Origin of the sequence: Haladaptatus sp. CMAA 1909 (assembly GCF_043952005.1) — an archaeon.
In the GTDB taxonomy this organism is placed as follows: domain Archaea; phylum Halobacteriota; class Halobacteria; order Halobacteriales; family Haladaptataceae; genus Haladaptatus.
The window spans coordinates 1-19508 of the sequence record NZ_JBIOAV010000009.1 but is presented as its reverse complement, the minus strand read 5'-3'; the positions used below and the strand labels follow the sequence as shown (position 1 = coordinate 19508).

At 52.1% G+C, this 19508-nt stretch carries 23 protein-coding genes; 11 read left to right on the top strand and 12 right to left on the bottom strand.

All coding sequences use genetic code 11. The annotated features are described in order from the left end of the window. From ACGYLY_RS28665 to ACGYLY_RS28640, 6 genes are all read right to left on the bottom strand, one after another. Positions 1 to 921, bottom strand: a 921-nt coding sequence (locus tag ACGYLY_RS28665; RefSeq protein WP_395291331.1) for a type IV secretory system conjugative DNA transfer family protein, incomplete at its 3' end; no start/stop codon positions are given. Next, positions 918 to 1412 carry a relaxase/mobilization nuclease domain-containing protein gene (locus tag ACGYLY_RS28660; protein WP_395291330.1) on the bottom strand — a complete coding sequence of 165 codons (495 nt, stop codon included), beginning with the start codon at positions 1410 to 1412 and terminating at the stop codon, positions 918 to 920. The genes ACGYLY_RS28665 and ACGYLY_RS28660, both read right to left, overlap by 4 nt. A gap of 9 nt (positions 1413 to 1421) precedes the next feature. Then, positions 1422 to 1877 carry a hypothetical protein gene (locus ACGYLY_RS28655; protein ID WP_395286159.1) on the bottom strand — a complete coding sequence of 152 codons (456 nt, stop codon included), beginning with the start codon at positions 1875 to 1877 and terminating at the stop codon, positions 1422 to 1424. Positions 1878 to 2287: 410 nt separating this feature from the next. After that, a complete protein-coding gene (locus ACGYLY_RS28650; RefSeq protein WP_395286158.1) occupies positions 2288 to 5356 on the bottom strand; it encodes a VirB4 family type IV secretion system protein in 3069 nt (1022 codons plus the stop codon). Continuing rightward, positions 5349 to 6791 (bottom strand): hypothetical protein, encoded by a 1443-nt coding sequence (locus ACGYLY_RS28645; protein WP_395286157.1) that lies wholly within the window; start codon positions 6789 to 6791, stop codon positions 5349 to 5351. The genes ACGYLY_RS28650 and ACGYLY_RS28645 overlap by 8 nt, the downstream gene beginning before the upstream one ends. Before the next feature lie 55 nt (positions 6792 to 6846). After that, positions 6847 to 7227, bottom strand: coding sequence for a hypothetical protein (locus tag ACGYLY_RS28640; protein WP_395286156.1), 381 nt, complete (start codon positions 7225 to 7227; stop codon positions 6847 to 6849). Between the two features lie 79 nt (positions 7228 to 7306). On the opposite strand from ACGYLY_RS28640, the gene ACGYLY_RS28635 reads away from it, so the two are divergent. Then, positions 7307 to 7570 (top strand): MarR family transcriptional regulator, encoded by a 264-nt coding sequence (locus ACGYLY_RS28635; protein ID WP_395286155.1) that lies wholly within the window; start codon positions 7307 to 7309, stop codon positions 7568 to 7570. Beyond that, positions 7567 to 7752, top strand: a complete 186-nt coding sequence (locus tag ACGYLY_RS28630; protein ID WP_395286154.1) for a hypothetical protein — start codon at positions 7567 to 7569, stop codon at positions 7750 to 7752. The genes ACGYLY_RS28635 and ACGYLY_RS28630 overlap by 4 nt, the downstream gene beginning before the upstream one ends. A 518-nt stretch (positions 7753 to 8270) precedes the next feature. Here ACGYLY_RS28630 and ACGYLY_RS28625 read toward each other — a convergent pair. Then, on the bottom strand, positions 8271 to 8669 hold the full coding sequence (locus ACGYLY_RS28625; RefSeq protein ID WP_395286153.1) for an SWIM zinc finger family protein: 399 nt from the start codon (positions 8667 to 8669) through the stop codon (positions 8271 to 8273). Positions 8670 to 8843: 174 nt separating this feature from the next. Between ACGYLY_RS28625 and ACGYLY_RS28620 the strand changes: the two genes are divergently transcribed. Further along, positions 8844 to 9077 (top strand): hypothetical protein, encoded by a 234-nt coding sequence (locus ACGYLY_RS28620; RefSeq protein WP_395291329.1) that lies wholly within the window; start codon positions 8844 to 8846, stop codon positions 9075 to 9077. A 271-nt stretch (positions 9078 to 9348) separates the two neighbouring features. Further along, positions 9349 to 10122: a hypothetical protein gene (locus ACGYLY_RS28615; protein WP_395286173.1), complete on the top strand. Its 774-nt coding sequence runs from the start codon at positions 9349 to 9351 to the stop codon at positions 10120 to 10122. A 394-nt stretch (positions 10123 to 10516) separates the two neighbouring features. Here the strand turns inward: ACGYLY_RS28615 and ACGYLY_RS28610 are convergent, their stop codons facing one another. Then, positions 10517 to 10930 (bottom strand): ribbon-helix-helix protein, CopG family, encoded by a 414-nt coding sequence (locus ACGYLY_RS28610; protein WP_395286172.1) that lies wholly within the window; start codon positions 10928 to 10930, stop codon positions 10517 to 10519. Positions 10931 to 11307: 377 nt separating this feature from the next. Here ACGYLY_RS28610 and ACGYLY_RS28605 point away from each other — a divergent pair, with 377 nt between their 5' ends. Together ACGYLY_RS28605 and ACGYLY_RS28600 are read left to right on the top strand one after the other, a co-directional pair. Beyond that, positions 11308 to 11466 carry a hypothetical protein gene (locus ACGYLY_RS28605; RefSeq protein ID WP_395286171.1) on the top strand — a complete coding sequence of 53 codons (159 nt, stop codon included), beginning with the start codon at positions 11308 to 11310 and terminating at the stop codon, positions 11464 to 11466. Between the two features lie 79 nt (positions 11467 to 11545). After that, positions 11546 to 11884 carry a type II toxin-antitoxin system RelE/ParE family toxin gene (locus tag ACGYLY_RS28600; RefSeq protein ID WP_395286170.1) on the top strand — a complete coding sequence of 113 codons (339 nt, stop codon included), beginning with the start codon at positions 11546 to 11548 and terminating at the stop codon, positions 11882 to 11884. Between the two features lie 253 nt (positions 11885 to 12137). Here the strand turns inward: ACGYLY_RS28600 and ACGYLY_RS28595 are convergent, their stop codons facing one another. Beyond that, positions 12138 to 12416: a hypothetical protein gene (locus tag ACGYLY_RS28595; RefSeq protein ID WP_395286169.1), complete on the bottom strand. Its 279-nt coding sequence runs from the start codon at positions 12414 to 12416 to the stop codon at positions 12138 to 12140. A gap of 262 nt (positions 12417 to 12678) precedes the next feature. On the opposite strand from ACGYLY_RS28595, the gene ACGYLY_RS28590 reads away from it, so the two are divergent. The 4 genes from ACGYLY_RS28590 to ACGYLY_RS28575 all read left to right on the top strand — a co-directional run bounded on the left by ACGYLY_RS28590 (position 12679) and on the right by ACGYLY_RS28575 (position 16194). Beyond that, positions 12679 to 13911, top strand: coding sequence for a hypothetical protein (locus ACGYLY_RS28590; RefSeq protein ID WP_395286168.1), 1233 nt, complete (start codon positions 12679 to 12681; stop codon positions 13909 to 13911). A gap of 169 nt (positions 13912 to 14080) precedes the next feature. Continuing rightward, entirely contained in the window at positions 14081 to 14794 is a 714-nt protein-coding gene (locus tag ACGYLY_RS28585; protein WP_395286167.1) for a DUF6602 domain-containing protein, read from the top strand. Positions 14795 to 15380: 586 nt separating this feature from the next. Beyond that, positions 15381 to 15515: a hypothetical protein gene (locus tag ACGYLY_RS28580; protein WP_395286166.1), complete on the top strand. Its 135-nt coding sequence runs from the start codon at positions 15381 to 15383 to the stop codon at positions 15513 to 15515. Positions 15516 to 15603: 88 nt separating this feature from the next. Beyond that, on the top strand, positions 15604 to 16194 hold the full coding sequence (locus ACGYLY_RS28575; RefSeq protein WP_395286165.1) for an HNH endonuclease: 591 nt from the start codon (positions 15604 to 15606) through the stop codon (positions 16192 to 16194). Positions 16195 to 16263: 69 nt separating this feature from the next. On the opposite strand, the gene ACGYLY_RS28570 is transcribed toward ACGYLY_RS28575, so the two are convergent. Further along, positions 16264 to 16611, bottom strand: a complete 348-nt coding sequence (locus tag ACGYLY_RS28570) for a hypothetical protein (protein WP_395286164.1) — start codon at positions 16609 to 16611, stop codon at positions 16264 to 16266. A 400-nt stretch (positions 16612 to 17011) separates the two neighbouring features. Continuing rightward, on the bottom strand, positions 17012 to 17560 hold the full coding sequence (locus ACGYLY_RS28565; RefSeq protein WP_395286163.1) for a hypothetical protein: 549 nt from the start codon (positions 17558 to 17560) through the stop codon (positions 17012 to 17014). A gap of 277 nt (positions 17561 to 17837) precedes the next feature. On the opposite strand from ACGYLY_RS28565, the gene ACGYLY_RS28560 reads away from it, so the two are divergent. Further along, the gene (locus ACGYLY_RS28560; RefSeq protein WP_395286162.1) at positions 17838 to 18749 is read left to right on the top strand and encodes a hypothetical protein; all 912 of its coding nucleotides are present in this window, start codon (positions 17838 to 17840) and stop codon (positions 18747 to 18749) included. Positions 18750 to 18983: 234 nt separating this feature from the next. Here the strand turns inward: ACGYLY_RS28560 and ACGYLY_RS28555 are convergent. After that, positions 18984 to 19508, bottom strand: a 525-nt coding sequence (locus ACGYLY_RS28555; RefSeq protein WP_395291328.1) for a TraM recognition domain-containing protein, incomplete at its 5' end; no start/stop codon positions are given.

The window sequence follows — 19508 nt, the reverse complement described above, 5'->3', positions numbered from 1 at the left end:
ACGGACTTGCTCGGACTGCCGGATTGGATTGTCGAGAAGCAACACACGCCCCTGTGGACCGTCCATGTACTCACGCACCGAGAAGTCGCCTGCTTCCGCGAAGTCACCAACAAAGACGTCCTGAACCTTCTGTTGAAGCGTGGCGAACACACCAGCGGCCTGTCGGTCTGCTTCGGGATCGATGGCGCTAGCGGCAGCCATGAGGTCATCGTGTTCCGAGAGGCGCTCGTACATCTCCACGCGATCACACCGTTTGAAGAAGTTGATGAGGGCTTTGTTATGCTGTTCGGACGGGTCTAACTCCCGATGGAGGTACTTGAGAACTGCCGTGAACAGTTGTCTCGCGGCCGTATCGAAGAACTCGCTCCCTCCGTTGCTTGTCTGTGGGAACATCGCTCGGGATATCTCGTCAAAGCCGTCTTCGTCCTCGACCTCCCGGAAGAGGTTCCAGTAGTCGGTTGAGTTCTCACTCGAGATACGAATGATATCCCGGTCAGATTCGTATTCCTCGAAGTAGCGGCGGTAATCGTCTTTGTGGTCGTAGACGACAACTGGCTCGTTCTCGTCGGCGTTCATCTGACGGATGAGGACTTTGCCCGCTTCGGTTTTCCCGGAGCCTGTCGCGCCCAGCAGAAGCGCTGAGCCGGTCTGACTAATCGAGAGGCAGTTACCGAACTTCTCAGCAATGCCGACGTTTCTCGACTTTGTGCTATCGTCGCCTATGATGATGTCGAGCAGCTGTGCCCCCGTATCGAACGGCAATGCGTACCCATCATCGACTGCTCGAGCGTGTGCCTTCCGTGTCCACCATCGGCGTATCGGGGCAATGACGACCGTGCTCACCGTGAAACAGACGGCGATAAGGCCAACAGGGAGCGTCAACCACCAAAAGTCGATGAGGAGGTCGATGAGAGGATTCATCGGAACCTCTCGGCACTGTGCTGAGTGTCCTGTTCAAACTCGTGTTCTGGTAGTAGTGGAGGGGTGTTTTCTTGATGCTGTTCGACAAACTTCGTGTGAGCGTCCTCACGGACGCTTTCAATGTCTTCTGTGTTCATGTACAAATCGTCCTTTGTGCCGGTGAGGGCCACGTGCACGTGTGGATTCTCCGAGTCCCGATGCACAGCGTAACAGTAGTCCGCGGTCGGGCGGTCCTCCGTGAACTCTTGCATGGTCTTGCGCGCATAGAGCGACAGCTCGTCATCAGAGAGAGTGTGCCGATTCTCGGGAGAGACAATGATCGAGCGTTCGAACTCGTGAGCCTCGCTTTTTTCGACGAAGTGCTGAATCTCCGCGTTAGTCATCTCTTCGCCGTACCGATTGTGCAGACCGTTGCCTTCCTCCTTGTTCATGTACGAGAGAAGGTTTGATGCGCCTGATTCTCGGTAATCTGTGTGCAGGACTGTAACCATGGCTGTTCGTTACTTCACGAGGTCAGAGAGGCCATCGGCGTCTTCTTCGGCTTCGATTGCGTCCAATGCGTCATCGAGTTCTTGCTGAAACTCGGGATGCTCATCGAGACGATCGTGCAGTCTTTCAGCCGCTGTCTGGAGTGCTTGTTTGCGTTGCAAGTCCGTGTATTGCTGTTTCTGGAGTTCCCACAGTGCGATGTTGTAGACCGCGCTGCGGGCTTGGACGTCTTCGGAATGGCGGGCGACTTGTTTCAGTTCGTCTTTCCCGCTGGCGATGATATCAGTAATCCGCTTTTCGGCGTCGAGGTCGTCCACGGCGTTCTTTCGCTGTTCCTTGGCGCGTTGCTGTTCGACGAGTTTCTGGATGTACTTCGAGACCGACAGGTTGCGGTCTTTCGCCTCTTGCTTGTAGAGGTCTTTCGTTTCCTGATCGACGTATATCGTGATTTTTTTAGCACTTGTCATTGGGATGTCGGCTTGCTGTAGTGAGGTGATTATTCGAGTGTGTGGAGTGGCAAGGCAGGTTAAAAACCTGCCCCCACAAGGGGGGGAACTGCACCGCTGTACCGCGGTTTACCGCACCGTGCCGCACGGTATATGCACCGTGCGCGGAGCACTTATTATTTGGGTCGAACCGTCTCCAATATGACATCCTCTTATGCGCGAAAAAGAGGACATCCAGGGCATGCCGATACAGATCTGATTGATCGGTGAGACATGAGTTTACAAACTGCCACCGTACCGCACCGCCACTCGTTTCGGTCCCTCTGGTCCCTTCTGCGCCGGAGCCTACGGGTCGGGGGCAAGCCCCCGCTTCCGTCCGTTCCGCTCGGGGGTGCCCGTCGCTCCACTGTTCTCCGGCTTGGAGTGAGGGGTTAGTCATCCGCGATGACTGGTTTCGGAGCATACGACTGTGGTTCGGTTGGTTCGTCCTGTTCGCTCTCTTCTTCGTCCTCGACGTCTTCCTCATCAGTGCCGAGTTCACGAGCGAGGTAGGCGTCAAAGTCGCCATCGTCGCTTTCCCGATAGTCGAGGACGGCCTTCGCGAAGTCGCTCACACGCTTTCGGACACGGTAGACATCCCCGTCCACGTCGACGAGACACTCGCTGTAACTCGTCTCGTTATCGTCACCCGCAGCCAACCCACCCGAGAGTTGTGAGGCCTGTATCGCCGAGAGGCCGAACGGTTCGGGGTCGGACAGGCCCATCTTCCCCATGTTTTGCCACCCACTGATGGCACACTGCTTAGCAATCCGTTTTGCTGCATCCTCGTTGAAATCGTCGTCAGCCTGTGAAATAAAGTCGAACATCAACCCGGCGTTCCGGCCGGCGCGAACCATCGACTCTAATCGGCCTGCCTGTGCCGCTTCGGCAAAGAGGTCGTGTGCTTCGTCAACCACGACATCAACGTAATTCTCTGTCTGTTTCGCCACTTCCGGGGCGATGGAGAGGATATACGCAAGCGCCATTCCCTTTTCGACGGCAGGTTTCCCCTCGAATTTCTGCATGTCGAAGTAGAGGACACGACTGGAGAGGTCAACCTCCGACTCGCCACTCATCCATTCAAACGCACCGTCCGGTTCGTCGTCTGGTGTCGGCTTAAATGGCTTGAGGGCGGTAAGGAGAATCCCGGCGTGTTCTTTCATCTTTTCGACCTCGTAATCCGTTCCTTCGGCAGTGTAACCCCCGGGGTTAGTAGCCGCGTCAGCCATCACACCAAAGAAATCCTCCATCGTCGGCGACTTCTCGCGGGAGTGCGTCTGTGGGTCGTCGGTGATACCGGCCTCCGAGAAGGTTTTGCGGATGAGTTCGGTCAACGTCGCTCGCAACTCCTCGGGCTCGCTGGCGTTCTTCTGCAGGTATAAGTAGAACATATCGGCGATGAGGTTGATTTTCGACGAGAGATCAGCCGTGAACCCGTCGCCGTGTTCACCCGGAGCGCGGACTTCGAACGGATTAATCTTCGTCTCTCCAACCTTGACCTTTGACCCGTCGAACGTCTCCACTACGCCATCGAACCCGCGGGCGATATCGACGATAATCGTCCGAAGGTTCGGTGTCTGCAGCATATCAGAGATAATCAAGTCCTTAATGTTGAACGACTTGCCAGACCCGGAACGGCCAACCCAGAAGCGATGCGGGACAGCGAGTGATCGCCGGTCGACCTGGAGAAGTCCGAGCGGTGTACCAGAGCGTGCCAGTGCCATTCCGTAGATCGTCCCGGACTCATGCGTTTGATAGCCGCCTGCCATCGGGAACATCGCCCCGAGGGTATCACTCGGCATTTCAAACCGTGTATCGTTGTGTGAGGCGTCTTCAAATGCGTCCCCGGGAGTCGGTGCCGCTGTCTTCATCGCCGAGAGTTGCCGATCATCCGCGCCGGTAGCGATGATGTCGTTCGTTGCGAGGAACTCATTTTTTACCTTCCTGCGGAGCTTGAGCGCCTGCTCCCGAGAGTCTGCACGGATAGTGACGACCATCGACACTTCCGACGCTTCAACGCCGTTGTCTCGCATGTGGTCCCGGAGGATAACCTTCTGCGTGGCGGCCACGTTCGCGTCGTCTGACTTGGCCTGCTTCCCACCTTTTTCGATGCCCATTGCGCTGAGCCACTCCTGGTCGGTGGCGAGTTCGTCCATCTTGTCCCGGTACTCCGTTGCGTGCACATAGAGCGCGGTATCCATCCGAACACCCGGCACCGAGAGGGCGTCAGTAAGAAAGCCAGGTTCGGGCGAAGACGGCCACCCAACGACCCACAGACTCGTCGTATAGTGGTCGTTCACGTCTACCGTTTTCACCCCTTCGTCGATGTGTGCCGGTCCATAGATGGCTTGTTCACGTGCGTTCGAGGACGTCTGTTGAGTGACCCACTCGCGGACAGCAGCGAGTCGGCCACCCTCCTCGTCGTCCACGGGTTCGGCGTCATCACGATCGTTACTCACGTACGCGGCCGTGGGGACAGGGGCGTCAGTCGTGATATCCGAGAAGTCGAACGGAGTGGATTCATCCAGCCAGAAGCGACGAAGGTAGGATACGCTCTCGTCCGTCGTCAGTCGGCGACTTCCTGCGACACTCGCCAGGGCTTTCTGTACCGTCTGCACACGGTTGGTGAGGGCGTCAGCTTGCTTCGCCTTGGTTGCATCACCGGAGCCGAAAACACCGATAGCATCGGCGGCGTGTGCCAGATACCCGCTATCTTCAGTTGGTGTGTTGACCTCGTGAGGCTCAATCCACACGACAACAGTGCACGTCTTGTCCATCACGCCGGACCCGGCCAACCAGTCGATGTAGTGTTCTGCTTGCGAGTCAGCGTACTCACGTGCTGGTTGCGGGAGGTCGTCGTTAAACGTGGCTTCGTCGAGGTCGTCCGTCTGTGAAATATCGTTCGGAAGTGTCTGTGGCAGGTGAACCTTCACATCGAAGCCGTCCGATTCGGCCTGTGCGATGTGCTTGTTGATGCCGTTCGCGAGGTCCGCCGCGTCGAGAATCCAGTCGTTGCGGTCGTGTTCCGAGACGTTCTGCAGGTCGACCGTGACATGCGTGAACATCGTCCCGTTGTCCGTCTCTAGGGCGTCATACTCGGGGTGCACGTCCGTCACACCGGGGACGTCCGCTGCGGTCGGGCCAACCAATGGCATTCGAAAGCGTGAGCGGAGGTAATCGAATTTCTTCGAGATCGTCTCGAGCGGTGTTGCGTACCACGGCGTCCGTTTCACGGCGTAGTACAGTCCCCCGCCGACACTACCAACGGACACGAAAAACCACATCAGCGGCACCGAAATATACGTCAGTTCGACGTACGCGAGTGCTGCCGTAGGCACCGTGATAATGGTGAGTTCGCCGAGAGACAGTCCTAATCCAAGGTCGAAGACGCTGCCAGTCGTCTCTTGCGGAATGGTTGTTTCGAGGCCGATGCGTCGCCCGGAATTGTTGTCGTCAGTCATCGTTGTTTTGTTGTTCGAGGTGATCGAGCCGCTGTTCACGCAACTGTTCTAACGAACATGATCCACCGTCTGTTGCCACTGTCTCGTCCCCGCCGTGGAAATGATGGACACGTTCGCGGAGTGTCGTAGAGTACGTCTGCACCGTCTGTCTGCCTGCCTCTCCGGTTGCGTACGCGCTTCCTCCTTCGCCCACGGGGTCGTGACCACGGATTCCTCGGTGGAGGTCACGGGCACCAGTAACCCGCTGGTGGGTTGTTGCTTTGACCTCGCTGGCGCGTTCGCGTTGGTTCTGGTAGGCCTGTTGCATCCCATCAGCCGTGGGTGCCGTGCCGATAACACCGACTGAGGCAAGCGCTGCACCTCCCTTGCTAAGCATCACGTACGGGAAGACGAGACAGGCCAGCGACGTCCCGAGTTGCATCGCGATGAGTTGGATACCCGCCAGGCCGTACTGTCCGAAGATATCCGACGTCATCGGCGAGAAGCCAACTGAGATCGCGATCGAGATGGGTAATGCCACGAGGATGAGCATCAGCCACAACTTCGTGAGGCCATCGCCTATCATGCCGAGCCCCCGGACGGGTACTGACTTGAGTGCGTAGAAGAATGGAATCCACGGGGCGAGTGCTGTCAGGCCGATAGTCCGAAGACTGACAAGGCTGATGACAGCGAGAACAATCCAGATATTCCAGAACGCGATCGCGATTAACCCGACGAGGAGCAATCCCTTGAGGCCATTCGTCGCAACCGTGCTTTGCGTGACGTCACCGACGATGCCGAGCGTGAGGGCGTTGCCGATGTTTAACGCGAAGCCAACGAATTGCCAGCCCCAGAAGGCCATCAACCACGCGATGATTACATTCTTCGTCCCTGCTCGCTCGTAGCGGGCGGGAAGGATACCGAGACCTCGACGTCCTAATGCAAGGTAAAGGCACGTCGAGGAGATGGCAATGAAGAACGTCCACGGTTGGCCGGTCGTCTTCCAGTCGTGGTACTTCTCCGGCCAGACCATGTTGTCCGGACTTTGGTACCAGCCACTTCCCCAGCTCGGCGCCGGCGTGAACGTCACCATCTTGATCGCGGCGTTGAGAGTGGCGTTGATGAAGCGAAACAGGCCGCTGACGAAGTATCCAAGGACAGCGAGGAATGCGTCAAGGATGGCGTTATAGAACATCCCGCCACCACTCCCCTGCATCCCCGTCGAGTTGTTGTAGACGCCGAGTGTGCTGTTATTCGAATTGTATTTGCCCGTCTCGTTGAGATAGCCCGACCCGTACGGGTTGACCGTCGGGCGAGTCGTTGCCGCTGTCTGATTCGTGCTCGAGTTGTTCGCTGTCGTGTTGTTCCCCGTGGACGTCGGTGTCGACTGTGCGGCGGTTACACCAGTGACAACGACACCCACGAGGAAGAGACAGCAGAGCACTCGAAATAACATGGTTCGGTGGTTCATTCGTTGAGGAAAGAAACGTGGTTAGTTCACCTACCGGCGGTTAGAACATGCAGCTGAGGCCGACGTCGCCAAGCGAGCTCCCGAACATGCCGAGAACCCACCCGGCGAGTTGTGGAAGCGCTGCCCCGGCGAACAAGAGACCGACAGCCGACAAATATGCTTTACGTGATCCTGCTTTGCCGTGACTTCCGCCGGAGCGAGAGGATATCATCGTTTTCCCCCCGATGAAGAGGCCGGCTAGGACGAGCACAGAGCGCATGAGGTCACCGAACTGTCCGATGCCGTTCGAAGCGTTCGGCACACTGCACGCCCCGGCTGCAGCGGCGGGGTCGGTGGCGAGGAGGAGTGCGGCCACCCCCGCGCCTGCGATGAGTTTGGTTTTCCGTCCTGTTCGACTGAGGGTGTTGTTTTCGAACTTCATTCCATCCAATACAACCCTCTCCGATAACAAATAATTTACGGACCCTATGATGATATCGAATGTTGGGTCCGTAACACACATGATGGATGAGGAAGAAGGTTTACGCATGCACAACAACAATGCGATAATAATGGTTCGACTCAAAGATGTGGATCATGACATCATTAACCACCTCCGGGAAGGAGACCGGACTCAGTCGTTTCTTGTCGACGAAACAGGTTACTCTCGACAATACATTCACCAACGGCTTGAGGTCCTTGAGGCCGCTGGATACATCGAGAACATCCACGCGAAATCAGCACTGTATCATCTTATCAAGGATCCAGAGGAGGATGAGTCATGAGCACTGACACCCAAGCGACGATGTTCCAGAAAGTCGTATGGACAACAAAAGCGCTCCCTGTCGCTCTGTTACTCACGGTGGTGACCTTTGCACTACTGCAGCCACTCATCGGCGATGCAGGGACGCTCGTCGCCTTCGTGGTCGGCCCCGTCCTCACTCGGTTGTACTTCCCGGCACCTTGACTGGCGTTCTCTTCTTGCAATACATACTCAACAGCCACCGCCACTCGTTTCGGTCCCCTTCGGTCCCTTATGCGCGGCAGCCTACGGGTCGGGGACAAGCCCCCCGCTTCCGTCCGCTCCGCTCGGGAGTGCCCTTCGCTCCGCTCTTCTGCCGCTTGGGATGATTGTGGCAGATAGCTGCTGCTCAAGATGGAAACAACGGTGATGAGGACGGGAACGGTGCGATCCCGGTACAAATCCCAATCAATAATCACGGCAATCCTCATTTTTACCGAGCTATGATAGTGTTCAATTGCTAGCCAGAGCAAGAGAGGAAACAACGAAGATTAGTATTTTATACTAACTACATATTCGTGCCTGTACCGTTCGAAAACGAACGAATGAGAGAATAAGAGAGGGGCAAACGTGCTGCGAGAAACGTTGTTCTTATCGGATGTATCCGCACACTTGGTCAGCGTTCGCTAAGCAGCTACATCGGACAGCGGCGTTTGGCATGAGACGATGAAAAAGTGAGCGGATTAGCAGCAGTCGGTGAGTGCGCCCTTCCGGGTGGCTTCCGCGCCACAGTCCTCACACGTCCAGTAGGTGTGATCGACGGTGCCGTACTTGTCATAACCACGGTACGGACCAGTGATGCGCGTCTCACCCTGGGAAGTGTCGGCGTCAGATCGTATCTCATCAAGATTCTCCTCGACTGCCTGCATATGCTTGCACATCCCGCCGACAGTGTTCGCATGGCGGAACGTGTAGTCCGGGCAGGTACAGTGCAACGCGACGTCGTCTGTGATGCTTACTGTGTAGCAGGTGGACGCCTCGTGACTGTGATTGCGGACATTGATCTTCTCGTCCGTCACACTCGTGAATTCGAATTGGTCTGGTTCGGTACGCTTTTTCTGGTGGGTTGTGTTGATAGACATGGGTTCGCTCCATTCAGAACCCAGGTCGCGTGTGATCACCACGCGGCCAGTTTCCTGATAACCCGAGTTCTTACTATATACAATAAGCTGAACCAACTTAATCTTTCTGAGTAGAGTAAGCCTTACTGCATGTAGAATGGTTAAATGGGTAGAGAACGTCTTACCGAATGAAGTATGGGCCAACACATCAAAAGACCGCTCATGTCCCAAGGGCGCGGTTTGCTGACCGAAAGCGAGCGCGAAGCGATTGCTGGTGAAACCTCCGACTCCTACCGATACAAGACACGGTCGTTCTTCCGCGACCGGCTCCAGGAATTGGAAAAAGACGTGCAGCTGCTCTCGGAAAGCGATCCCGAACTACTCGAAGAACTACAGGACGTCGTCTGTGAACAGAGCGAAAATGAGTAGCGTCAGCCATGCGTCAGACGCCCCTCACTCAACCAGTAACAGGCTTTAAATAAAGGCCATACGAAACCCACAGCTATGTAACGAATCGTGACTGCGGCAGAAGGGAACGGGGAGGTCAGTTCCTCCCCGAACAGATTTGAACACCTGTCCCTTTTGTCGCGACCGTAATAATAGTTTGCCTTCGCTTAGTGGCGAAACTATCACTCGGTCGTGACAGCGTTTCCGTCCCGTCCGCTGCCGTTCCTCAACGGGACAAGCAAAAACCATACAAATGAGCGAGAACGCTGTCAGCACAGCAGTTGCACAGTTTACGGAGAGTGTGACGAACGCTTTCGACGAATATACAGACGCGCCGACGACCGTCGTCGACGAAATCGAAACAGCAGGCGAGCAGCTCGCAGAGCAAGTCGACGAGCTCGAATCATCCCACAAGTTCATCAAACGGTCACTGTGGGATCTCGAAGACTGTGTACTCGGGGATTGGGACCCAACCCGTCCGCGCTTCGAGGAGCGATCTATTGTAGACCAACTGGATGAGGTAGAGGAAGATGTTGAGAACGTAGCTGTGGGGGTCGAAGCGCCAAAGACCACCCTGCAGAACACGCTACTCGCCGAAAGTCCGCTGGAGCAAGTCTGTGGAATGACCGACGATGAAGCCAAAGAACACCTACACGAAAATCAGTATCGAGCGACCAGAGTTGCGTTGATCGCTAAGATCATAGGGAAGAAGACGCCCAAAGGATACGTCGTCTCCAATAAGAAGCTCCGCGAGGAGCTTGCCTCAATGCTTGGCGAGTATCCGAACGATGGGACTGTGAAGCGCGTCAGGGACTTTCTGGACGACATGGGGAAAGAGCATGTCCGGATCATCGACCATCGGGGAGCGAAAAAGGTCGTCTTTGACAAAGCGTTTGCGAAGCGTCTCGGGGCTGACTACGTTGCGCCCGAAGAGTGTCTTGTCGTCCAGCACAAGAAATCGTGGAGAGACATCCTCGACTCACATGTGTCCTGTAAGGAGGATGCTGAGGCGTCTGTAGCAACGTAAGCAAACGCCAAATATCACGGCTGAACAGTCAAAGAAATAACCGGTTGGACGTTACCCAACGTGTCCTTGGGTGACTGACGCTTACTCTACTACTTACTAGTATAGTATAGTTATAATAATAAAACAAGTTGGTTTATAAGTGGGTATACGCGACAGTGTTTTACTCTCGTCGAGAGATTACGCGACAGGTGTAATCCAACCGCCGTCTAACAGTCGTCCCAATGTGCGCCCAAACGTGGGGTGAAATGGCTCACGTCAATTCCCACGTTTGTCGGGTGGTACGTCAGTGCTTGGGTGTTGTGTGACGAGGTTGGTCTTTCCACCCGACAGATCATGCTAACAACCCACACGCGTATAATTCCTCGGGGGTAGGTGAGACAGTCCCACGTTGTCGTCAGTCGCTACCTTTTCCGAATACCCACCACTTCAGACGCGTTCCGAGTGACTGTTCACGCCAGCTCAGTTCATCTTCGACGTACCGTTTGAGTTCTTGATTTTCTTCGCGTTGGGCGAGTACCTGCCGTTTCTCACGGTGAACCCGGTCAAGTTCGGTTTGTAATTCGTTGTGTTCTTCGACCGGGACACATTCTCCTTCTCCGTGTTCTGCCTGTAGTTCGGCGTATTCTCTCTGCAATTCAGCATGTGTTTCAATGGGAACACACTGACCTTCTCCGTGTTCGCTATCGTATTCTGTGCGTGTTTCGAGTATTTCACGGATATATTCTGACCGTGTTTCACCGTGTTCTTCCGCCTCCCGTTCTATATCCGCAAGCGTGTCCTTCGGGATTCGAAGCGTAATCTGTTCCATGTCTTCCCGTGTTCTCGCGGGATACAATGTAATTCAGTCAGACGTGCGTGCGACGCATTTCGAGTGGAAAACTATAGTTAGTATGCTATTCTAACCTATGCGGCCAACGCACCTACAGAAGATATAGCTGTATTTGGTTCATCGAATCTAAATCGGCTTTAATCGTACTTGTGAGCAGATTAACGTCGGATCTACACTGGAACTAGTGGTGTGTAGTGTACTTCTGGTTAATTTGATAAGCGGAAGTAACCAACCCCCGGGACCCCCAACTCAATCTATGCGTGGAGTTGGGAAACTAACTAGAATCGGTATATTTCGATGAAGTAGGCAATCATTTATTCGAAGGGGTTTATGTGGTTGGAAATCTAGGGGCCGGTATGAGCAATCACATGGGCAACGGTCGAAGTGCTCACGACGTCTCTGAAAACGTGGAGACGGACGATGAGGAGATCGATCGTCACGAAATCGAATGTCGTGCGGACGACGTGCTTTCTGGTGAGTACGTCACTTTTGAGGAGCACAACGAGAAGCGTTGAAGCACTGTTCCGCGTTTTTCTGATTTCGATACCGGAAGTTATCTTTAGCTGTAGTGTTATCGATTGTAGATGAACCTGCATGCCGGACGATGACGCCGAATATAAGTTTGTAATGCACAAGCGGGCGGACAAAGACCTTTCTAACCTTCCAAAAGAGGCTGATGACCGTATTCAGGCGAAATTGAAGGAAATGGTGACGAATCCATGGCGAGACCTCACTGATTACGACGTAGAGGAGCTGAAGGGAGCTGCACTAGATATATATCGGACGAGAATTGGCGGATATCGGGTGATCTTTGTCATCGAAGATGCCGGCGAGTTCTATTTGGTCGGCATTCTCCATGTTGACAAGCGGGAAGGCGTCTACGGCAACATCCAGCGTTTAGTTGATCGAGCGAAAGACTTCTTCGCAAACTGAATCATTCGTCTTCGCTGTCTTCGTCGGGTAGAGCTTCGACAGGATCGGGACGGTCAAACTGTTTCTCGGTCAGTGTTCCCTGCCGTTCTTTTGCTGCTCGATTGGCGTCTTCTACTGCTTGATCGAACTGCTCTTCAAGTCTCTCACGTAGCGTTTCAGGATCGAACTCGTCCGATTGAGAGTAGTAATGCAGGAATCGTCGGAGTTCGACCGTGCTGAACGTCGATTTTACCCTGTGGGCAAAGTGAATTAGCTACTCGTCGATGGTCACAGTGATATTAAACGATCCGCGTGTCTGGATGCTTGCATCGGAGTAATAATCACTATCTGATTCACAGAGCGCTTCGGTTAGTGCATGTCCATTGGGTTCGACCTGGAAATACAGTTGGTGACCACGAGAATTTTTATTCATATTCTGAATGCTAATATCGTATTGTAATTCTGTGATCTCGGCAAGGTCATCTTCCAGTTTCTCTGCTACTTCTTCAACTTCCTCTACAATGTCGCCAGCTTCTGAGTTCAAGTTACTCATTGTACGAGAACATATACAATAGGCGGTGAAATAACTAGGCATTATACAGAACCGGCGACAGGATGGAAAATAGTAGTTTTACTCGGCGACAAACCCACTGATGAGGTGTCTGAGATTGTGCTCCTCCTCCAACGACCGCCACGTGGGGATATAGGCTTCAATTCAGGTTCGGTTCTCGAACCGGCTTTCTCATGCTCACAAGAGATTAATGACGTTTAGTATGTTCTGTATATTTACCAAGAGAGAAGTTGCGTGAGGAGATATGGCGAGTGATAGACGCCGAAACGTCCGAGACGATGCACCGACATATCACCAATTCAACGAACTGTGGCGTACTGCAAGAGAAGATATCGACGGAGAGCTTGGAGATACTGCAGAATTTGTCATCGTGTCGCTCGGGCTACTCGGACTACGAGCTGGGGAAATTAGCCATATGAACCGAGACTGGATCGATTTCAATCGCGGTATAATCGAAATCCCGGATCACGATCCATGTACAAAAGGAAACGACGGGCATCACTGCGGATATTGTCGTGAGCAAGCTCGCCAAAGTGTGGCACAGGACCCCAGCAAGAGTTTTGAGAACGAGCTCGCGTCCCGATGGAAGCCGAAATTGGTGGGTCTCGCTCGAAAGGTTCCGTACAATTGGAATGATGAAGTGATCGATCTCTACGACAGTTTTTTCGAGACTTACGACGCGTATCCTCGATCAAGAACATCGATCAATCGTCGTATAGATACAGTTGCCGAAGCCAGCGATTGCTATGATGATGTCTGTGAAGTGTACCCAGACTCGATACGAGAGCATGCAGGATACTACCATGCAAACCGTGGGTTGGATGCCTACCAGTTGAAAGAGTTTCTCGGATTGAACAATGAAGCGGTTGCAACGGCGTATACAGAAGCGGCCTCGATGGATCTCGAAATAGAACTACAGCGTGCACATCGGAGTGGGGCTGCGATGTCATCAGTGTGGGACCGAAACTATCTTGATCACCACGGTGCTGGCATCGATGGGGACTTGACGGAATTAGTTTTAGATCAGTTTGTTGCCCGTACCCGTCAGGTCATTGCCGAGAATGGCCGACTTGACGAAATGAACACGAAAGCCAAGATAACGACACCGTTTCTCAGTCTACTTGGCTGGAATATTTATTCGCCAGACGTGCGGCTCGAATACCCCCGTAAAGACCCTACTGTAAGTAAGCAGGCGGATTATGCACTACTTTGTGATAATGATCCTGTCGTGAGTGTAGAGGTTAAGAAAGTAGGAAGATCGTTAAAGTCCGCTCGGCAAGAACTCCGGACGTACATGCGACTTCTAGGTTCGTCTTGGGGGATCGCGTGTAATGGAGAACGGTATCTCATCTTCCAGAGTGAAGCCGCTTCATCAACACCTAGAGAGACAAAAGTGCTCGACTGTCGCCTCGAAGAGCTTCCTGATCACAAAAAACAGCTTGAAAGAGTGTCTCAGACTACTCTTGAAATGTCGTGAATTTTGACTAATTCTTAAAATTTATACCATTCTTTCTTCCACTAACACAAAGATTGTGGACGAAGCACTCCCGGTCTGAAGGTGATATAGTATTTCAATAGTCCGTCCAAATCCCAAATATCATTAATGTTTGAAAAATGCTTTTGATATTACAGCCAGAAGAAGATTTATGTCTAAATTTGACGAGTACTTCAGTAGTACTTCGAAGATACTCAAGAGCGAGTACGAGCGCTCATCTGGTTTTGAGCACAGTGGTACGGCAGGTGGGGCAAGGGAGTACTTTGTTGAAAATTTCCTCCAGGATATTTATCCAGAGAAATTCGTTGTTGGTGACGGAGAGATCCTTGACTCGGATGGAAGAGTCAGTAAGCAAGCAGACGTAGTAGTCTACGATGAAAAGCAACCGACATTAGAATATGGTTCTTCAAAGCAATTTCTGAGTGCGGGAGTAATGGCACACATAGAGGTAAAAACAAATCTATCCTCTCAGCTTAATAATGCACTATCAAAGGTTGACTCGGTAAAGCAACTAAACAGGGACGTAACACCGGTTATGTCATTTGGAGGCGTTCCAGAACACCTCTTTTCGTGTGTTTTTGCGTATGAAGGACCTAAAAAAGAAACTTTCAAAAGAAATATTCTAGAGTACTATAGCGATAGGATAGATACAGATCACTGTGCAGACTTGATTTGTGTTCTGGGGGAGTATATTATGAAAAAGCATTCAACCGAAGACGGTGATCGATTAGTCTTCTTAGATACGGGTGATGACAGTCTGATGGCTTTCTTTATCAATTTAGCAGGAGCGGTCTCACAGAGCTATTGGCAAGGACGCCCAAATTTTGACAAGTACATGGGAAGAACCGAAGCGAACCAATTCTGAAACCATCTATGACACTGCTAATTGGATGCAATCGCTTGAGCAAGTTCTTGAGCGGAGAGTAAAACCAGTTTAGTGAGTAAGTTTAGGAAGTTCTTTGCATCATCACTTTCACTACCAGTTCACTTTGCTAGTTTGCCACTCTTGCCAGTATCGAATGCATTTGTTATAAATTAACTATAGTCATCCCAAGTTGGGTGAGCGCTTCATAGGAATCACGGAGCAGGTCACGATGTGGCTTGTTCCCCGACTTCGGGTCTTTCCCTGTTGCGAGTGTCCAATACTTGCTCTTCTCAGTAACGCGGAGATAGCTATCCCGTCCCCCGGTTTTCTGTTCGAGATATTGTGAATCCTTTTCAGATACGCTCCCTTATAAACAAATTTTCTATTATGGGAATAGAGGCTCTATAACAGCGTTTTTCACGTTCCACTTTCACCCCACGACGCGAACGCTTTATTCTCCCTGCGTCTAAATCGAAGATATAGGAAAGAAGGAACACCCTCTGAATGCGCGGCACACAAGCCGTAGGGCGTGCTCTCCTGGATTTCCTATACGACCGGACTCAGGCAACCCGCTCGAGATACATCCATGACCGACGACACGTCTCAGGACTCCGAGAAGAACCGCGACAGTCTCAAACGCCGCCTCGAACTGACTTTGCTGCGACTGCAGGTCATTCGACTCACGATGGCCATCATCAAGGCCTTCGTGACGATGCTGTAGCTGTTTGGCGCTGAGGACTGTGAGAATTCGTTCCTGACCACGGTGGCCAGGAACACCCTCTGAATGCAAGTACTGGTTTTTGCTGCATATGCATAACATCACCGTCTCATCTGGCCTCCAGTTCGTGAGAGGAATACGAACAGTCTTTTTACAGCCCTCCAATGATTTTCAACAAGAGAATCAGGCACGAATGAGAGTTAAGAACGATTACCCGAGAGACTGGGACACTCGTCGAAAGCGCGTGTATAAGCGTGACGACTACACGTGCCAGAACTGCGGCCGTAAAGGTGGTCCTCGAGGAGATCACGAACTCCACGCCCACCACAGCGTCCCGAAGAGTAAGGGCGGGACGCACAAAATGACCAACCTCACGACGATGTGTAAGGGGTGCCACGAGGCGATACACCAGAAGAACAAACTCGCACCCACCTTCCAGCAGCAATCGAAAGACGGTGCCAATATATTCGAAACAATCGCGGCGCTGGCCTTGGCATTTGGCCTGTTTTGGTTCTCGGTTCAAATCACCGCCCCAGTGAGCGATGGCACGCTCATAGGGCAAGCGATACACATCACAGTGGCCTCTGGCCTGCTGGCTGTCCTGGCGATTGTCGTCATGTGGATTGTTCGGCTCCTCTCAAATCCGAAGCGGGTCATCAAGCTCGTTGTTCAGAAGCTCTGATAACCGTCGCTTCTGCTTAGGACAACATAAGGCAGTGAGACAAATAGACCCTAATTAAATCTGAACCAGCTATTTCAGATACGGATTTCTTTTCCCCCCTTCATACCACATAACCAGACTGAGAATGACAATAGCTACCATTACTGTAATAAATAGTGATGGTGAATAGTATGGAATGGCCCACATGAGTAATCCGTTTGTCGCTTCTGCGAACAGCCACTTACCAAGACCCTTAACTATTGAACCACCTCGTTTATCTGTTTCAGAGTTATTTGAGTTACCAATCGAAATACTGCAATCAAAGCCAAAATCTATATCAAGAAATACCATAACAAATCGTTCAATCAATCTGCTATTGCCCCTCAAGATCGAGATAGTCCTACAAATAGACATCTCTAATTCTGCGCCTTCCGCCATCATCTGTCCATTAGACCACATATTATACTGATTCTCCAATCTTAACCGTAAAGTTTGGATAAATTACATTTCTAACGCGTATAAATACCTCTATCTCTACTGGGCAAGCAAAACTTAATAGTACTAAGAGATATATAAATACTTCCCTAATATTATATTGATAATATTAATATTAATTTTACTGGAGATATCCATCCCTCTACCCAGTAATGAGGAGTTATCATTGTACCTGCCGCCGTCGCTGAAAGACGACCTCGACTACCGATATCAAGAACTCAAACTTGAGCTTTTACGAGAGTTTGATGTTCCGATGAACGATGCGGAGAAGAATGCTCGTTTTCATCCTACCATAATCAAACACGGGCTAAAGAAATTGTTCTGTGTACTCTGAATCAGAGATCTAAAGATTGACGCCGGGCGGTACTTCTTTTGAATGCCTGATCATGGTCTCTATTGATTCTTCCACAAGCTGAGGATAGTTATTAGATCTGCTATCATCAAGAATACCAATCATTCGAATCCATCGAGCGAATCCTGCATCATCGGATTTAATAAGCAAATTAGGCTCGATTACCGGCGGATAATATCCCTCCTCGTGTGGTGAGACATCAACTACAGTCATGTTAGAGGTATCCGCACTAAGGATGTCATTTGATTCGTTAATCGAGAGCAGAATGAGCGCTTCATCGTACCCGTCAGTAGCCGGGTCAACAGACTCGGACTCACAAGCACGACAGCGGGCAGCGTCGAGTATCCACTCCTTGGGGGGGTCAATCAATGTTTCAAGGTTTGGCATATCCACGACACGCAGTGCGTCGTACATGACTGGTTCAGCGATGTCGATTTCAGTACTACAGAAATCACAAACGAGTGAATATGGCGTGCCAACCTGCTCACCATGGAGCTTCCGTCTTAGCTCATCAGCATATGTTGAGGTAGATTCACTCATAAAATTGCCAAAGTAGAGGAGAGATAAATAGATGACCGTGGTGCGTAATTCTTGCGCAGACGCGACACCCGCTCGACCGCAGCTCGGGAAGCGCGAAGCACAGCGAGCGGAGGCCCGGACTGGGGGCGATTCGATGGAGTGTCAACACTCCGGAAGACACTAATTCACGAAGAACAGCGAATCTCCGCATCTTCCGCTGCCTATTCAAAGTGATTTACCAGAGGCTTGTGCGGTTACTTACGAACCTTCTTTACAAATTAACACACATTGTGGGCTAATGTGGGATTTCACCCCGTGGAGCAAGCGGAATAGCGAACCCGAGCCACGAATCCACGAAGAGTTGACCGAACCAGCCCGAATCCGCTTGGCCAATATTCTCACACAACAGATTGAGGCTGAACAGGTAAAAGCCGCCTATAGCGACCTTCTTGACTATACAGGGCAAGAGATCACGAAACTCGAATTCAGAAACCCAATTGCAACCCTGCAGTCGCTGGACACCTTCATTAGAGAGACGGACGACATGGACCTCTTTTGGGACTTTTTAGAATATCTCCTTAACAGAACTTGGTCAAAAAGTCGTTTCCGAAATGATAACGACGTTCTCCTGATGGCTCACAAAATTGAGAGAACGCTCGTTGAGGAAGGTATATTGGTCCAAATGAAACCGTCTGTGGAGGAGATGGAACAATGGAATACCCCGAGCCCTGGTAAGTATGAGTACATCAAGTTCCAGCAAGTTGCGGACGAAACTATCATTGAAGCTGACCAAGAAACTCGAGTCCTCGCACTCGGCGAACCGTGGAAGGAACCACTCAAACCCTATAATAAGGCCTGGGACCACTACAAGAATGACAAACTAGATTCCAGCCTAACCGAGAACCTCGCTAAGAGCATCGAAGCGGTTGCCGAAGAGATCTGCAAAGAGCAAGAGGATTGGGTAGACCCTGGAGCAGGTCTTGGAGCCTGTCTAAATGAGATGAAAAATAGGGGCTTATTTGAACCGAACCCATCGATGTACGCAGAATGGCAGAAGATCTGGGAGGGGCTTCAGATTGGAATGCAGAAACCGGCTGGCGATAAACACAGGCATGAGCAGATCGACCAGGACTACACAATTCTGCTCCTACACCAAACCTCGGCGTTCCTCACGTTTGTCATCAAGCGGTACGAGAAAACGCACTCGTAGCAGCACCCCCACCGAAACTTATCACCGGGGATGATGTCAACAAGGTCGTTATCCCTCCTGTCGCTCGGTTAGTCAATCATCCCAAGCCGGAGAAGAGCGGAGCGCAGGACACTTCCAAGCGGAGCGGACGGAAGCGGGGGCTTGGCCCCGACCCGTAGGCTCCGGCGCACAAGCGACGCAAGGAGCGCTAACGAGTGGCGGTTGGTGCGTCGGGCAGCACTGTATCTCTCGATATTACTCATTCACAACGTTGAGGAGTGGTTTTGCCCCCGAACGATCGAGAGCAGCGATGTATCCGTACGCCCACGAGTTCCGCCTCACAACTACGCCATGCCCAGGTTCGAACTCAGTAAACTCACCCTTCGCGAAGGAGTGTTCCTCTTCGGTTGTCGTCTCTGTTTCCATGACGGCACCCTCTTCGTCCCGTGATTCGTGTTTCGTGTACTCGTTGAACTCCGACCCGATGACTGTGCGAGCGTATTCGATACTTTCGGCATCCTGCAGTCGGAGAATGATCGACGTCACAAGGCCGGAGAGAATGGCGTTACCGCGGTCTCGTCCGTAGTTATCGTACAGTTGCGAGACCGACTGCAGTGAGATGAGGAGCTGCACCTTCTGGCCACGACCAACGTTCACGAGTTCACCGATACGCCGGAGGCCATCGATCCGGGCAAACTCGTCCAGGACGAAGTAACTCCACCGAGACGAGTCATCGAGGGCGTGCATTGCCGAGTGGTCGACAAGAAAGCGGAAGACGGG

Excerpts from the sequence above, each read along its gene's own strand:
- ACGYLY_RS28660 (WP_395291330.1), bottom strand. The coding sequence starts at position 1,412 with ATGGTTACAGTCCTGCACACAGATTACCGAGAATCAGGCGCATCAAAC.
- ACGYLY_RS28655 (WP_395286159.1), bottom strand. The coding sequence starts at position 1,877 with ATGACAAGTGCTAAAAAAATCACGATATACGTCGATCAGGAAACGAAA.
- ACGYLY_RS28650 (WP_395286158.1), bottom strand. The coding sequence starts at position 5,356 with ATGACTGACGACAACAATTCCGGGCGACGCATCGGCCTCGAAACAACC.
- ACGYLY_RS28645 (WP_395286157.1), bottom strand. The coding sequence starts at position 6,791 with ATGTTATTTCGAGTGCTCTGCTGTCTCTTCCTCGTGGGTGTCGTTGTC.
- ACGYLY_RS28640 (WP_395286156.1), bottom strand. The coding sequence starts at position 7,227 with ATGAAGTTCGAAAACAACACCCTCAGTCGAACAGGACGGAAAACCAAA.
- ACGYLY_RS28635 (WP_395286155.1), top strand. The coding sequence starts at position 7,307 with ATGATGGATGAGGAAGAAGGTTTACGCATGCACAACAACAATGCGATA.
- ACGYLY_RS28630 (WP_395286154.1), top strand. The coding sequence starts at position 7,567 with ATGAGCACTGACACCCAAGCGACGATGTTCCAGAAAGTCGTATGGACA.
- ACGYLY_RS28625 (WP_395286153.1), bottom strand. The coding sequence starts at position 8,669 with ATGTCTATCAACACAACCCACCAGAAAAAGCGTACCGAACCAGACCAA.
- ACGYLY_RS28620 (WP_395291329.1), top strand. The coding sequence starts at position 8,844 with ATGGGCCAACACATCAAAAGACCGCTCATGTCCCAAGGGCGCGGTTTG.
- ACGYLY_RS28615 (WP_395286173.1), top strand. The coding sequence starts at position 9,349 with ATGAGCGAGAACGCTGTCAGCACAGCAGTTGCACAGTTTACGGAGAGT.
- ACGYLY_RS28610 (WP_395286172.1), bottom strand. The coding sequence starts at position 10,930 with ATGGAACAGATTACGCTTCGAATCCCGAAGGACACGCTTGCGGATATA.
- ACGYLY_RS28605 (WP_395286171.1), top strand. The coding sequence starts at position 11,308 with ATGAGCAATCACATGGGCAACGGTCGAAGTGCTCACGACGTCTCTGAA.
- ACGYLY_RS28600 (WP_395286170.1), top strand. The coding sequence starts at position 11,546 with ATGCCGGACGATGACGCCGAATATAAGTTTGTAATGCACAAGCGGGCG.
- ACGYLY_RS28595 (WP_395286169.1), bottom strand. The coding sequence starts at position 12,416 with ATGAGTAACTTGAACTCAGAAGCTGGCGACATTGTAGAGGAAGTTGAA.
- ACGYLY_RS28590 (WP_395286168.1), top strand. The coding sequence starts at position 12,679 with ATGGCGAGTGATAGACGCCGAAACGTCCGAGACGATGCACCGACATAT.
- ACGYLY_RS28585 (WP_395286167.1), top strand. The coding sequence starts at position 14,081 with ATGTCTAAATTTGACGAGTACTTCAGTAGTACTTCGAAGATACTCAAG.
- ACGYLY_RS28580 (WP_395286166.1), top strand. The coding sequence starts at position 15,381 with ATGACCGACGACACGTCTCAGGACTCCGAGAAGAACCGCGACAGTCTC.
- ACGYLY_RS28575 (WP_395286165.1), top strand. The coding sequence starts at position 15,604 with ATGCATAACATCACCGTCTCATCTGGCCTCCAGTTCGTGAGAGGAATA.
- ACGYLY_RS28570 (WP_395286164.1), bottom strand. The coding sequence starts at position 16,611 with ATGGCGGAAGGCGCAGAATTAGAGATGTCTATTTGTAGGACTATCTCG.
- ACGYLY_RS28565 (WP_395286163.1), bottom strand. The coding sequence starts at position 17,560 with ATGAGTGAATCTACCTCAACATATGCTGATGAGCTAAGACGGAAGCTC.
- ACGYLY_RS28560 (WP_395286162.1), top strand. The coding sequence starts at position 17,838 with ATGTGGGATTTCACCCCGTGGAGCAAGCGGAATAGCGAACCCGAGCCA.